This window comes from Paenibacillus sp. FSL H3-0321, assembly GCF_038002865.1.
GTDB lineage: Bacteria > Bacillota > Bacilli > Paenibacillales > Paenibacillaceae > Paenibacillus_AQ.
Map to the genome: position 1 here is coordinate 4,306,072 of NZ_JBBODH010000001.1, position 14,941 is coordinate 4,321,012.

The 14,941-nt window shown below is 52.3% G+C and carries 12 protein-coding genes; 10 read left to right on the forward strand and 2 right to left on the reverse strand.

Annotated elements, in window-relative coordinates; translation table 11 throughout:
• Positions 1-44: 44 nt before the first annotated feature.
• The gene (locus MHI45_RS19190; protein ID WP_341119307.1) at positions 45-2,114 is read right to left on the reverse strand and encodes a transglycosylase domain-containing protein; all 2,070 of its coding nucleotides are present in this window, start codon (positions 2,112-2,114) and stop codon (positions 45-47) included.
• A gap of 270 nt (positions 2,115-2,384) precedes the next feature.
• On the opposite strand from MHI45_RS19190, the gene MHI45_RS19195 reads away from it, so the two are divergent.
• The 6 genes from MHI45_RS19195 to argS all read left to right on the forward strand — a co-directional run bounded on the left by MHI45_RS19195 (position 2,385) and on the right by argS (position 8,280).
• A complete protein-coding gene (locus MHI45_RS19195) occupies positions 2,385-3,563 on the forward strand; it encodes a hypothetical protein (protein WP_052091736.1) in 1,179 nt (392 codons plus the stop codon).
• A gap of 210 nt (positions 3,564-3,773) precedes the next feature.
• Positions 3,774-4,631: a carbon-nitrogen hydrolase family protein gene (locus tag MHI45_RS19200; RefSeq protein ID WP_341119309.1), complete on the forward strand. Its 858-nt coding sequence runs from the start codon at positions 3,774-3,776 to the stop codon at positions 4,629-4,631.
• 15 nt (positions 4,632-4,646) lie between these two features.
• Entirely contained in the window at positions 4,647-5,324 is a 678-nt protein-coding gene (locus tag MHI45_RS19205) for a GNAT family N-acetyltransferase (RefSeq protein WP_341119310.1), read from the forward strand.
• Positions 5,325-5,366: 42 nt separating this feature from the next.
• The gene (locus tag MHI45_RS19210; RefSeq protein WP_341119311.1) at positions 5,367-6,038 is read left to right on the forward strand and encodes a GNAT family N-acetyltransferase; all 672 of its coding nucleotides are present in this window, start codon (positions 5,367-5,369) and stop codon (positions 6,036-6,038) included.
• Between the two features lie 116 nt (positions 6,039-6,154).
• On the forward strand, positions 6,155-6,598 hold the full coding sequence (locus tag MHI45_RS19215; RefSeq protein ID WP_038584542.1) for a DUF1934 domain-containing protein: 444 nt from the start codon (positions 6,155-6,157) through the stop codon (positions 6,596-6,598).
• Entirely contained in the window at positions 6,595-8,280 is a 1,686-nt protein-coding gene (gene argS, locus MHI45_RS19220; protein ID WP_341119312.1) for an arginine--tRNA ligase, read from the forward strand. The genes MHI45_RS19215 and argS overlap by 4 nt, the downstream gene beginning before the upstream one ends.
• 230 nt (positions 8,281-8,510) lie before the next feature.
• Here the strand turns inward: argS and MHI45_RS19225 are convergent, their stop codons facing one another.
• Positions 8,511-9,686 (reverse strand): S8 family peptidase, encoded by a 1,176-nt coding sequence (locus MHI45_RS19225; RefSeq protein WP_340895625.1) that lies wholly within the window; start codon positions 9,684-9,686, stop codon positions 8,511-8,513.
• 605 nt (positions 9,687-10,291) lie between these two features.
• On the opposite strand from MHI45_RS19225, the gene rpoE reads away from it, so the two are divergent.
• From rpoE to fba, 4 genes are all read left to right on the forward strand, one after another.
• Complete coding sequence (gene rpoE, locus MHI45_RS19230; protein ID WP_340895624.1) at positions 10,292-10,852, forward strand: DNA-directed RNA polymerase subunit delta; 561 nt, start codon at positions 10,292-10,294, stop codon at positions 10,850-10,852.
• Between the two features lie 296 nt (positions 10,853-11,148).
• Complete coding sequence (locus MHI45_RS19235; RefSeq protein WP_340895621.1) at positions 11,149-12,756, forward strand: CTP synthase; 1,608 nt, start codon at positions 11,149-11,151, stop codon at positions 12,754-12,756.
• Between the two features lie 501 nt (positions 12,757-13,257).
• On the forward strand, positions 13,258-13,644 hold the full coding sequence (locus tag MHI45_RS19240; RefSeq protein WP_038584563.1) for a response regulator: 387 nt from the start codon (positions 13,258-13,260) through the stop codon (positions 13,642-13,644).
• 207 nt (positions 13,645-13,851) lie between these two features.
• Complete coding sequence (gene fba / locus MHI45_RS19245) at positions 13,852-14,706, forward strand: class II fructose-1,6-bisphosphate aldolase (protein ID WP_038584566.1); 855 nt, start codon at positions 13,852-13,854, stop codon at positions 14,704-14,706.
• Positions 14,707-14,941 lie beyond the last annotated feature (235 nt).

Here is a 14,941-nt window from a genome sequence, read left to right on the forward strand (position 1 = left end):
TTGGTCCCATCGTAGCGCAGACGGGGCAATGGCTGCAACAAGGATCAGTTCATCCACCAGCGTTTAATGTCGCTCCACAAGGAATGTTCATCCTTGGCAGGGACTACGCTGTCCTTTGATCCGCCGGATGGAGCGGTGTCTTCGCCTGCACCATGCTGGTCACAATATTCCGTAGGTTCTGTACCGCTGATGAAGGTTTCCAGCTCCTTCTCGGGGCAGGCGGCTGTGGCCAGCTTGCCGGATTGCGGGTTAATGTACACGCTGACTACGCCGTCGGGAATCGGAAAAGTTTTTGGCGGGACATTTGCCAGCGCTTTTTCCGTGAACTCCGCAAAAATTGGCGCAGCCCGCCTTCCGTCAGACGTGGCGATTTCACGCCCTTTATCATAGCCCACCCAGACTGCGGTAGACAGCTCGGGGGTGAAGCCGACCATCCAGCCGTCGGTGTCAGTGGTGCCGGTCTTGCCGGCCACGGGACGTTTGATAACGGAGGCAACACGATTTCCCGTACCGCCGCTCTCGAATACACCTTCCATCAGCCGGGTCAGCACATAGGCCGCTGCCGGCTCGACAACCTTTTGCCCCTGGCCCTGTGGAGCTTCATAGAGCAGATTGCCTTTGGAGTCAGTAATCTTGAGGATAGCCGTCACAGGCAGCTTAGCCCCTCCGCCGCCAATCACCGCGAAGGCTGAGGCCATCTCCAGCGGACTGACCGGCGAGGTGCCGAGCGCTAGTGAGGGCACGCTTTGCAGCGGGCTGCCGATACCCATATTAGCGGCCATTTCGGCGACCTTATCCGCCCCTACCTTCATAATGGTATTCACGGCATAAATGTTGTCAGAGGCGGCAATCGCCTGACGCATATTGATCTCTCCAAGATATTTGTCGCCAAAGTTGCGGGGCTGATAGGTTTTGCGGTTATTGTCGTAATGGAACAGCGTCGGCTGGCTGTTAAAGACAGACAGTCCGGTCATCGTCTTGGACGAGAGTGCGGTCAAATACATAATTGGCTTAAAGGAAGATCCCGGCTGGCGCGTTGTGGCCAAGGCATGGTTGAACGGGTTGGTGCGGTAATTTGTGCCTCCGACCATCGCTTTGATATAACCGGTGCGGGGGTCGATGGAGACAAGGGCGGTCTCCAGCTCACTGCTGCCGTCCATTCCTTTATCGACAGCATCCTCTGCCGCCTGCTGCATATCGGAATCAAGGGTGGTATAGACTTTCAGCCCGCCCTGGTCCAGCTCATCGCTGCTGATATGGAGGGTGTCGATGACAAGACTGCGCACATAATCGCGAAAATAAGGTGCGGCTACAGTGGTGTCCTTCTGACCCTGAGGCTTGAAATTCAAGCCTTCCCGGGCTGCCGTCTGGGCCTCCGCATCGGTAATATCGCCTACATTGGCCATCGCAGACAAAATGATGCCCTGCCGCTTCTTGGCATTCTCCATATGCGTATACGGCGAATAGTAGGTCGGGCCCTTGGGAATCCCGGCAAGCATGGCGCTCTCGGCCAGATCCAAATCCGCCGCAGCTTTGCCGAAATACATTCGTGCAGCCGCTTCAATGCCGTAGGCTCCATGTCCGTAATAGATTTCATTTAAATACATGTTCAGGATTTCGTCTTTACTAAACTTCATCTCAAGCTGCATCGTATATAAAGCTTCCTTCGCCTTACGGGTCCAGGTCTTCTCATGGGTCAGATAAAGATTGCGCGCAAGCTGCTGGGTCAGGGTGCTGGCCCCCTGCGTGCGTTTGCCCGCCTCCAGATTGACGAGTACAGCCCGGGCCATACCTTTTAGATCAAAGCCGGAGTGGTCGTAGAACTTACGGTCCTCCACGGCCAGTGTTGCCTGTATGAGCAGCGGAGAAATCTCTTCCAGCTTTACAGGGTCCCGGCTACGTCCATCGTTGGTGAAGGTGGCCAGCACATTGCCCCGGGAATCGAGCAGCTTGGAGCGGATATCATCTCCGATCGGAGGAAGGTCTTTCTGATATAGATAGCCGATCAATGCCCCGGAAGCGAGCAGCAACAGTACGGTCATGACGGCCAGCAGCCGGAACAGCCCGCGGAAGCGGTGTTTCTTTGCCTTGGGTTTATCAGAATCGCGCGGCATGGCATCAGGCTCCTTCTTTATAAATATCTAAATTATAGGAAACGACAGCTGTATTCTTTTTTCCTCATTAATTTTCATTATGGGGAAGGATGGGATCAGATATTCAGGAGACCTGTACTTTGCATCAAAAGAGATAAGAGGGAGCCGTTTGAAGACGGTGACCAAATTGTCTTCTTTTTGTGATTTTCTCTGGTGGATCGAGCAGCGGCGGGGGAGTATAACAGAGTAGTGTTTACTGAAAAGGGTATATATCTTACAGGAGGTGTTCTCATGAATTGGACCCATAAAATACATCACACGGCTTTAACGCTCCTCTCGGCGGGCCTTTTGGCGGTTTCCGGCTGGGGAGCATCCGCTTCACCGGCGCAGGCAGCGTCAGCACCGGCACCTGCCTGCGGCAGCGGTGATCACGGATTGTTGCAGGAATTGCAGGCGAAACTGAGCAGCACCCAAAGCGCACCGCCCAGCTTTAACGATCTCCAGTTTCTGAGCGCAGATACAGGCCGGGCGGCAGGAAACGGCTTTATGATCGGTACGTCGGATGGCGGCTGTCACTTTCAGGAGATCTACAAGGGACAATGGAACTTCCGCCAAATGGATTTCCCGGACAACGTCAAAGGTTGGGCGCTGGCTTCAGTTCAAGATGGTTCAGCGGTCTATCTGATTACAACCTCTGACGGAGGCTCTACCTGGAAGAGACTTTCGGACAAGGCGGTAACTTTTGAGCGAATCGATTTTACAGACAGGATGCACGGCTTTGGGTACAACCGGACCTCTACCTACTACACTGCGGACGGCGGCCTTAGCTGGAGCAAGATCTCAACACCGGCCAACACGAGCGGCGCAGAGTTCAGCAGCCGCAGTAACGGTTGGGCAGTTGTAACTGCACCGGGTTCCGGCTACCGGATCATGAAGACTACGGATGGCGGCTCCACTTGGAAGCTTAGCCTGAAGTCCGCCTTTGACTATCCTGAATCAGGACGAATCTATGCGAAGGGCGATCAAGTATACGCCTTGCTATACGGGGGGAGCGGTATGTCGCAGACCTCTTATTCACTGTATGCCAGCGGTAATAAGGGCAACAGCTGGCGCAGAGTAATTGCCGAGGATTCGGCTGGTGGCGGACCTGCGCCGGGCAGCGGCGCCGAGCCGCTCAAGACTGGACCAGCTTCCGGGAAACCGGGCAACATGCAGCTGGTCGGCAACAGCACCGCTTTTCTGTTCGGCTTCTCTCCGGCGGGAGAGAAGGTAGCCGTTGGCAGGACCTATAACAGCGGCAAGCAGTGGTCAAATCAGCCGGCCATTTCTGGAGTTGACGGAATGATATCCTTTACCGGCAGCAAAGCGGGCTGGATGGCCATGAAAGGCGTCAATAGTTCCTCCCTGTACGCTACGGAAGACGGCGGTACCACCTGGAAGCTGAAATTGACTTTTAAAGGAACAGAATAATTATCCGGCAGCGGAACCGCTTGGTCCTGCACGAATGGCGGCTCCTCTGGGGGCCGCTTTTGCATTTCGGACATCTAGTTACTACCCCGGGAAAGTGTGTTTTTTTCGCCGGTATGGTAAAATTTTATGTACTTTCTAAGGAAGGCGCCCGGCGTGTGAAAGGGTTGCTTATCTAAACAATCTTGATTAATCATTAGGAGGACTTCCAATATGGCTTTTCGCGTATCTGCTGTGCAATATCATCTGCATACGATCTCTTCATTTGAGGAGTTTTCCGCTCAATGCGAGCATTACATAAAGACAGCGGAGGAGTATAGCGCCGACTTCATCCTGTTTCCCGAATTTTTGACGACGCAGCTAATGTCCATAGGTGATGAACAGGGTAAAGCCCTGGGAATTAACGACCTGCCGCAGTTTACCGGCCGTTACCGGGAAATGTTCTCTGGTTATGCCCGGAAGTACGGTGTACATATTATTGGCGGAACCCACGTACTGCGCAGAAATGACAAGCTGTACAATGTGGCGCATCTCTTTTATCCGGATGGAAGAATTGCCGAGCAGGCCAAGCTGCACATTACACCTGCAGAAGTCGAAGGCTGGAATATGGGGGCGGGAGAAGGGCTGGAGGTATTCCAGACCGATAAAGGAACCATTGCTATGCTGACCTGCTATGACATTGAATTTCCGGAAATTGTGCGCATGGCCAGAGCCAAAGGTGCAGACGTGATTTTCTGTCCATCCTGTACGGATGACCGCCATGGATTCCACCGGGTAAGATATACGAGCCACGCCCGCGCGATTGAGAATCAGATCTATGTGGTGCTGACGGGGACGGTAGGCTCCTTGCCGACTGTCGACCTGATGCGCGCCAATTTCGGCCAGGCAGCGGTCATTACGCCGAATGATATTCCTTTTCCGCCGCAAGGTCTGCTCGCCGAAGGTGAAATTAATGACGATATGATCATTACCGCCGATCTGGATCTGGAGCTGCTGTACAGTGTGCGTGAGAAAGGTTCTGTAACGACGTGGCGGGACCGCAGGACAGACCTCTACACAGATTGGAAGTAAGGAGTGGAGCACGGTATGTACTACAAAACCTTTTATGCTTTTGACGAAAAAATCCCGGTGCCTGCGGTTATCCGCCAGTATACCGAAGACGATTTTGCCGAGCTGATCACCATTCAGTCCGAAGCATTTCCGCCGCCTTATCCTGCTGAATTATGGTGGAACCGGGAGCAGCTGCTGAATCATGTGACGCTTTTTCCGGAAGGCGCGCTCGCTGTGGAAGTGAACGGGGAACTGGCTGGCTCGGTGACAGGGCTGAAAATCAATTTTGAGCCGGAGGGTGAAGGGCTTCATCATACGTGGTCGGAGGTTACAGCAGACGGTTATATTACCACGCATCAGCCGGATGGAAATACGCTGTATATCGCCGATTTATGTGTACGTCCCAAATACCGCAAGCTGGGACTTGGCAAGGAACTGGTGCAGTCGCTGTATCACGTTGTGGTGGAGCAGAAGCTGGAGCGGCTACTGGGAGCGGGAAGAATGCCCGGCTATCATCTGCAGGCTTCCCGGATGCCGGCGGAGAAGTATCTGGCCGAAGTGGTCGCCGGCACACTAACTGATCCTGTGATCACCTTCCTGCTGCGCTGCGGGCGGACGCCGGTCGGGGTCGTAGCCGATTATCTGGACGATGAAGAATCGGGCAATTTCGCTGCACTGATGGAATGGCGCAACCCTTTTGTTTCACGTGTATGAAGTCGTAGTGAATTCATAACCGGATGGAGGAGGAAATGGAATATGGAATATATAAGAATCACCGATATTGGGGACCCGTTGTTCAGACAAGTGCATCAATTGCTGGCAGAGGTGTTCCCGCCGGAGGAAGTGCTGGAGTACAGCTTGTGGAAAGCGCCGCTTGAAGATCCCGGGATTCGCGTATTTGCCGCCGTCCATGACGGAGCTGTGGTGGGCACAACGGAATACCGTTATTATCCGGACTGGAATGTGGCAATGACCGACTTCACCATTATTGGCCGGGAGGGTCTGGGGATCGGGCGTTTTCTGGCCCGGAACAGGCTGGAAGACCTGAACAAGCTTGCTGCCGATAACGGAAAAATGCTGTACGGTATGTTCGCAGAAATCTACGATCCTTACCGGGCGCAACATCATGAGTTTGGAGGCGTTAAGCCGATGGATCCGTTTGTACGCCGTGAGGTGCTGTCGCACTTAGGCTATAAACGTCTTGATTTTCCTTATGTACATCCCTCGTGGATGGGCGACGGGGAGGCGGTAACCGGACTGGATCTTTGTTTCATGCCCGCAGATGAGGAGCAGGACCGGCTGGATGCATCTTTGGTTGCCGATTTCCTGACCCGCTATTATGCTGTGCTGGAGGATAAGCCTGAGGCCTGGCTGTCCATGGTGGAAGGTCTGCGTGCCCAGGATAAGCTTGAACTGCTGCCGCTTTAATTATTCCTCATGGCGAATTAGCCATTGAATTGCTCTCTTGAACTGGATATAGTGTACAATGGGAAAGCGAATATGACTTTGATTAAATATAAGAATGAATAAGCGAGGAACACGTGATGGCTGAAGTACAGTCCGACAAATACGGTGTTTCCGTGACACTGGAAAGCCTGCAGGACGGGCAGCGAAATGTTGTAAAAGCAGCCGGAGAAGTTACTGCCAGAGGGCCGCAGCTATATATCCGTTATGAAGAATCCAGTCAGGGCCCGCAGGGCGAGGCTGTTTCCGTCCGCACTACCATAAAGATTTCAGACAGCGAGCTGAAGCTGATCCGTCACGGCGGAATCCAGTCCGAGCAGTCTTTTGCGCCGGGGCGCCGCCTGCCGGGATTCTACCGTTCCCCTTACACACAGTTCAATCTCTCTACAGAAACGCGGAAGCTGGACATGGTCCGGAACGGGCGGTCGCTGACGGTTTCATGGGAATATGATCTGTACGTTTACGAGGAGTTATCAGGACAGTTCGCGATCAGTTTGCATATACAGGAGGAACCACAATCATGACACAAAGTTCAAATCCGCTTCAGCTTGCCAATGAACGGGTGAAAGAAGCCATTGGCGATGCAGTTGTTGCCGCCGGCCTGGTGACCAGAGAAGAGCTTCCCGCTATCGTGCTGGAAGTGCCCAAGGACAAAGCGCATGGCGATCTGGCAACCAACGCCGCGATGCAGCTTACCAAGATTGCGAAGCGCAATCCGCGCCAGATCGCCGAGGCGATTATTGAGCACCTAGACACAGGCCGTGCTTCTATTGAAAAAGCAGAAATAGCCGGACCGGGATTCATCAACTTTACTTTGTCCAAGAGCTACCTTTATCCGGTAATCGCTCTTGCCCACGAGCAGGGTGACAACTACGGCCGCATAGATGTTGGCCAAGGGCAGAAGGTTGAAGTGGAATTCGTCAGCGCGAATCCTACCGGCAGCCTGCACCTGGGGCATGCCCGCGGTGCTGCTGTCGGCGACGCGCTCTGCAACGTGCTGGATTATGCCGGCTACAAACTAACCCGTGAGTACTATATCAACGACGCCGGCAACCAGGTGGCCAATCTGTGCAAGTCGATTGAGACACGCTACCTGCAGGAGCTGGGCCAGCCGGCCGAAATGCCGGAGGACGGCTACCATGGCGAAGACATCAAGGGATTCGCCAAAGAGCTTGTGGCTGAGAAGGGGGATTCCCTGCTTGTGTTGACTCCGGGGGACCGTGCCGCTTTCTTCCGCACTTACGGCCTGACCAAGGAGCTGGACAAAATCAAACGCGACCTCGGCCGCTTCCGCGTCAACTTCGACATCTGGTTCAGCGAAACCTCGCTGTATGAGAATGGACAGGTGCTGCGCTCACTCGATGAGCTGCGCGACCGCGGAGAGGTATATGAGCTGGACGGGGCAACCTGGCTGCAGACGACCAAATACGGGGACGATAAGGACCGCGTACTGATCAAGAACGACGGAACCTATACCTATCTCACGCCTGATATTGCTTACCACAGCGATAAATATAGCCGCGGCTACGATAAAATGATCAATATCTGGGGAGCTGACCACCACGGCTACATTCCGCGGATGAAGGCCGCGATGTCGGCCCTTGGCAACGATTCGGAGAAGCTTGTGGTGCTGATTGCCCAAATGGTCAGTCTGTTCCAGAACGGCGAAAAGGTTAAAATGTCGAAACGTACCGGCAAAGCGGTTACGATGGAGGACTTGATGGAAGAAGTCGGCCTCGACGCGATCCGTTATTTCTTCACGATGCGCAGCATGGATTCGCATCTGGACTTCGATATGGACCTGGCAATTTCCACGTCCAATGAAAATCCTGTATTCTACGTTCAATACGCGCATGCGCGGATCTGCAGCATTTTCCGCCAGGCGGAAGAGCAGGGCATCACATTGCCGGATTACGCAGATATCGATTATACAAAGCTGACGGCAGCTCATGAATATGATCTGCTCCGCAAAATCGGCGAATTACCGGCGGAGATTGCCATTGCTGCCGAAGGCTATGCGCCGCACCGCCTGATCCGCTATGTCTACGATCTGGCTGCGCTGTTCCACAGCTATTACAAAGCCGAGCGCGTGATTACCGAGGATGCCGCACAGACCGTGGCCCGTCTCGCCCTGCTGGGCGCTGCACGCACGACGATTGCCAACGTGCTGCGCCTTGTCGGTGTCACTGCGCCTGACCGCATGTAGCTGCAGCTTGCGCCGCAACTTAAAAGCTCCGCCTTCCGGTGAAAGGAAGGCGGAGCTTTTTGCGTGAGGCAGTACCGGCGCCGCCGGGTCCTGCCTTGAATAACCCCGGACCGGGAACCGCCCGCAATCTGGGCGGCCCCCGGTCCGGGCTGGTTGCAGGCCCCCGTGCCGGAGGGGCCTGCAGCTGCGCGCCGCCGCAGAGCGTAGCGGCGGCATTTGCCGCCCGTTGCCTACGCTTTTGCGGCGGCGGCAACGGGTTTAGCCCGTGCGCCCGCCCGCAGCAGGCGCAGGGCATCGGCCGCGCCGCCGCCCAGGGAGGCGCGGCGCTGGCCCTTGCGCAGCCGCACCGGCGAAGCCGTGCGGCGCAGCAGCAGCTTCAGCTCGCGCGGCGTAAGCGACGGCCGCAGCGCGAGCAGCAGTGCAGCGGCACCGGTGACATGCGAGGTCGCCATGGAGGTGCCGCTCATCTCTTTGTAGCCCTCCCTCAGCCAGCAGGAGGGCACGCTTTCGCCTGGTCCGTACACATCGATGTACGGACCGCGGTTGCTGAAGGCCGCTACGCGGTGCCTTCTGTCCAGGGCGCCGACGGCGATCGTCTCGGGGTAGCGGGCGGGATAGTCCCCGCCCCGTTTGCCGTCATTGCCGGAGGAGGCGATGATAGCGATCCCGGCCCGATAGGCCTTGATCACCACATCATGAAGTGCTTTGCTTCTTGTTTTCATCCCGAAGCTCATATTGATAATGTCGATCTTGTTCTGTACACACCAGTCGATCCCAAGGACAATATCCGATACATAGGCGGAGCCGCTGTGGTCAAAGGCTTTGACCGGATACACCAGTGCGCGCGGGGCTACGCCCATCATTCCGCGCGTGCCGCCCGCTGCGGCCAGTGTACCGGCAATATGAGTGCCATGCCCGTTATCATCGAGCGGCAGCATGCCGCGGTGCAGCAGATTCACACCGGAGGCCAGGGAATGCTTCAAATCGGGATGGCGGTAATCGGCCCCCGTGTCAATAACGCCTATTTTTACATGCACTCCGGTTGATTTGGACCAGGCCTGGGGAGCATGTATCGCCTTCACCCCCCATGGCATGACGGCGGTTCCGCTCTTGTCCGGGGACACGGAGTGGACCTGTATCCGCAGGTCATTTTCAATACGCAGCAAATCGGAGAATTTATCCATCAGTCTTTCTGCACCCGCAGCAGGCAGAAAGAAGGCCCGAATCAGCGGGGAAACCTGAACCTGCCGCAGCCCGGGCCGCTTTTTCTTCAGCGCCTTCCACTGTGACAGCGCTCCGGCATACTGGCGGGCATCGTTGAAGGTAACAATTCGCCGCTCAGTAGTATTTTTGGGGGCAGCCGATATCTCATCAAGCAGCATCTGCCAAAATCCGTAATAGTCCATAAGTTATACGCCGTCCCCTCCTCGGTGCCGTGCTGCCATATTGTATGAAAGAAGGCGGACGTCCGAATGGGAACTTGCCCTTTTTTAGCGAAATGGGCTGCCCATCGTGTCAAAAGGCGGCGCTTCACATAAAATAAACGGAAGAGATCTAAACCTCTCTTTGCAACATCCCGTAAGGAGCCGATCCTTGGCGTGGATACAGTCATGCGCGGAGGAATTTCCTCCGCCTTTTTAGCAAATTAGAAGTATAAGCTTGGTGCTGTACTTTCTCCATATCTGCTGTACAAAAGCGGCTGTGCGTACTTTTCAACAAAGACGGCTTAGCACAGGTTTCCTGGCGTTGGGACAGCCGGGTACATATGATCAGATCGAATTGCTTTGTTCGTGCCCGTGCAGCAGTGGCTGAGACATCCGAAAGCGCTTCAAACCTTCCGGAACGCCAGAAACAAATCTCCATACCAGGACCGCAAAGCGAATCTTCCGGCCTCTCACCGCAATTGACTTGCAATTTGCTGGCAAATAGGTTTTACTTAGGTTTGTTAATGGATATGATAAATTAAGCATGATTTGTAATGTGAACAATGCGTGAGAGGAAGTGTCCTTTAGTGAGTACGCCACTCAATTTAAAGCTGGACCCTGAGAAAGTTAAAGAAATACCGATGGTGGACCTGGCTTTCCTGGTGCTTAAAGCAGCCAACACACCTTTTTATTACCGTGACCTGATGGTTGAAGTAGCCAAGCTGCGCGGTATGACCGAGCAAGAAAGCCAAGATACTATTGCCCAGTTATATACCGAGATTAACATTGACGGGCGTTTTGCCTGTGTCGGAACCAACCTGTGGGGGCTGAAACGCTGGTACCCTCTGGAACGCTCCGATGATCCTGTCGGTAATACCAAACGCGTTCGTATCATCAACGATGAAGACGACGATTTGGAAGATGATGATTTTGCCGAAGAAGAAGAGAACTATGCTGCTGAGGAAGAGGACTTCGACGTTATCGACGAAGATCGCGACGACCTCTATTCAGACGACGACAGCGAAGAAGAAGTTGACGAGGATGTTGTCATTGATGAAGATGACATTGACGAAGACGAAGTGGATGAAGATGATTCCGAAGACGGCGAAGGCGAAGATGCCGACGAGGACGAGAACGACGGATTTTAGAATAGTACGCTAGGGCAGAATTCCTCCCTTGACATGGGTAGGACCGTCAGAGTAAACTATTGCATGGGCTTATAATGAACGTTAATATTATTTTCTAAAATAAAAAGTGCCCCGGCTCTACGGGTGTCACTTTTTTGTTTTTTTAGATGGTTTTTCCGTGATTGGATGAACGCATCCCTGTTTTTTGGGGGTGGTGGAAGTAACTTTTAAGTTCCCCGTTTTGATGATGGAAAAAAGGGTTACGATAAACAAAAGCGTCGCCTGAATTTCTGGACTTTATTTAGGAGGGTTTTACAGTGACAAAGTATATTTTTGTAACGGGTGGCGTTGTGTCTTCCCTGGGCAAGGGCATCACCGCTGCTTCGCTGGGCAGGCTGCTCAAGAACAGAGGTCTGAAGGTGACGATCCAGAAATTTGATCCTTATATCAATGTAGACCCTGGAACTATGAGTCCTTATCAGCACGGGGAAGTATTTGTCACCGATGATGGTGCGGAGACTGACCTCGATCTTGGACACTACGAACGGTTTATTGATATCAATCTGTCAAAGAACAGCAATGTGACGACAGGTAAAATTTATTCCTCCGTAATCAGCAAAGAACGGCGCGGGGAATATTTGGGCGGCACGGTTCAGGTTATTCCTCACATCACCAATGAAATCAAGGAACGGGTATACCGCGCCGGCCGCGAGACTGGTTCTGATGTAGTTATTACCGAAATCGGCGGTACTGTGGGCGACATTGAGAGCCTGCCGTTCCTGGAAGCTATCCGTCAGATTAAGGGTGATATTGGCCGGGAAAATGTAATGTATATCCACGTAACCTTGATTCCATATATTAAGGCTGCGGGTGAAGTAAAGACAAAGCCGACACAACATAGTGTCAAGGAGCTGCGCAGCATTGGGATTCAGCCGAATGTGATCGTATGCCGTACGGAATATCCGCTTTCTGAAGACATGAAGGCCAAAATTGCCTTGTTCTGTGACATCGACGCCAATGCAGTAGTTGAGTGCCGTGATGCTTCCACGCTGTATGAGGTTCCGCTTAACCTGCGTGATGAAGGTCTGGATGAGATTGTGGTTAATCATTTGAAGCTGACTACACCTGCGCCGGATATGCGTGAATGGGAAAGCATGCTGGAGCGGATCCAGAAGCTGGAACACACCGTGGAGATCGCTATTGTCGGCAAGTACGTTGCTTTGCATGATGCATATCTGAGTGTGGTGGAGTCGCTTTCGCATGCAGGTTTCGCAGCCAATGCGGAAGTGAAGCTCCGCTGGGTGGATGCCGAGATGGTGACCGACGAGAATGTGGACGAACTGCTTGGCGGAGTAGGCGGCATTCTGGTGCCAGGCGGCTTCGGCGACCGGGGGATTGAAGGTAAAATCTCCGCAATCCGTTATGCCCGTGAGCAATTGATCCCGTTCTTCGGGATTTGCCTGGGAATGCAGGTTTCCGTTATCGAATACGGCCGTTCCGTGTTGGGACTGGCAGGGGCGAACAGTTCGGAGATTGATCCGACTACATCGCATCCGCTGATTGATCTGCTCCCTGAGCAGAAGGATATCGAAGATATGGGCGGCACCATGCGTCTTGGACTGTATCCTTGCAAGCTTTTGCCGGATTCACTGGCTATGTCCTGCTATGATGATGAACTGGTCTATGAACGCCACCGTCATCGGTATGAGTTCAATAACGCCTACCGCGACGAAATTGAAAAAGCGGGTCTCGTGATCTCCGGGACTTCACCTGATGGACGTCTGGTGGAAATTGTGGAGCTTCCGGGTCATCCGTGGTTCCTGTCGGTACAATTCCATCCGGAATTCACTTCCCGTCCGAACCGTCCGCAGCCGCTCTTCCGTGAATTTGTCAAAGCTTCACTGACTCATTCCGAACAGCTGTAATTCATATGTCAAACCAGCCCTCACGGGTCTTTGAAAGCCTCCATCTGGAGGCTTTCTTCAAAATATAAGAATTTATATGTTTCACGCTATAAATTATCCTTCTATTTCTCGCTGAAACGGATACCGTCCTTTTGAGGACGGTGAAGCCGTTTCCGCTTGAAATATAGGACAGTTATAGGTTGTGCACTATACTTTTTCCTTCATTTCTGCAAAAACGGATGTCGTCCTTCGTTAAGGACGGCAAAGCCGTTTTTTTTAGTTTTAAGGGTTTGTATACCTTTTCTGCTGTTGAGAAATTTAATTTTTATAGTTTTGAATTTACCATTCCCGGATAGTCAGTGTTTAACCATTATATGGATTGTATTTACCCATTTTATCCAATTAGCAGGATTTTGGCTGTAAAGCACGAATTATAGGTTTCGTATAGACTAAGTTGTAGTGGGCCGTTAGCTGTGCGGAGCGCGGTATAGTCAATCTGCCTTAAATCTGGGAGGGTATGATATGGAAAAGAAGAAAGTATTAATTGTCGACGATCAGAACGGAATCCGGATTCTTCTCATGGAAGTCTTTAATAGCGAAGGGTATACCACTTTTCAAGCAGCTAACGGAAAATTGGCACTGGACATTGTTCGTAGTGAATCCCCAGACTTGGTTCTGCTCGATATGAAGATTCCGGGAATGGACGGACTCGAAATCCTGAAGCATTTGAAGGAAATCAATCCGGCCATAAAGGTGATTATGATGACTGCCTACGGAGAGCTGGATATGATTAAGGAAGCGACGAAACTCGGAGCACTGATGCACTTTACCAAACCTTTTGACATTGATGAGATGCGGGTAGCCGTGAACATGCATCTTAACAGCAAGTCGATAGACCAGTGCAGCTAGTGTTGGAATAGGCAGTTTGGGATGCTCCTGAAATGGACAATCTAAAAAGGATGAGTTCCGCTGGGATATGGGCTGGATGAATATCGTCCCACCGGGACATTTTTTTGTGTACCCTATTTAGTATTTAACACAGGATGTGCTATAATAAGCCTGTATGTGATGTCGGCTTATATATAAGCAACCAACATTCTTAGGAGGATTGAAACCATGCCATTAGTATCTATGACAGACATGTTAAACAAAGCACTTGAAGGAAAATATGCAGTAGGCCAGTTCAACATCAACAACCTGGAGTGGACTCAAGCGATTCTTGGTGCCGCAGAAGAAGAGAAATCACCGGTTATCCTTGGTGTATCCGAAGGCGCAGCTCGTCACATGGGCGGATTCTACACTGTTGTAAAGATGGTTGAAGGTCTTGTTCATGACATGAAAATCACCGTTCCTGTAGCGATTCACCTGGATCACGGTTCTAGCTTTGACAAATGTAAGGAAGCCATTGATGCCGGATTTACTTCCGTAATGATCGACGGTTCCCACCACCCAATCAGCGAAAACATTGAAATGACTAAAAAAGTCGTTGACTATGCACACGCTAAAGGTGTTTCGGTAGAAGCCGAAGTAGGTACAGTTGGCGGACAAGAAGATGACGTTATCGGCGGCATTCAATATGCTGACCTGAACGAATGCGTAAGCATCGTTAAAGAAACCGGCATCGACACTTTGGCTCCAGCACTTGGTTCCGTACACGGTCCTTACCATGGCGAGCCTAACCTCGGATTCAAAGAAATGGAAGAAATCCGCAACGCGGTTAAACTTCCACTGGTTCTGCACGGTGGTACAGGTATCCCTGAGCACGATATCAAGAAATCGATCTCCCTGGGTACTTCCAAAATCAACGTAAACACTGAGAACCAAATCGCATTTGCTAAAGTAGTTCGCGAAGTTCTTGCTGCTAAACCTGATGCTTACGATCCACGTACATTTATCGCACCAGGCCGCGATGCCATCAAACAAACCGTTATTGGCAAAATCCGCGAGTTCGGATCCAGCAACAAAGCGTAATTTATTTCCGCCCTTAGCGGACGAGCTACCCTTGTTAAGAGTGCTCTTTCCTTTGTGCATCTGCACAGATTAATATCTTTATGCACCGGGACAGGTTATTTAACGCTGTCCAGTTGAATAGTTTGATATGGAAAGCACACCGCTTAGCCGGTGTCTTTCCATTTTATTCACCAAAAATGCCACAGCAGGTATTGCCGGATAAGTTGCAATACACGTAGGGGGAACCAGATAAATC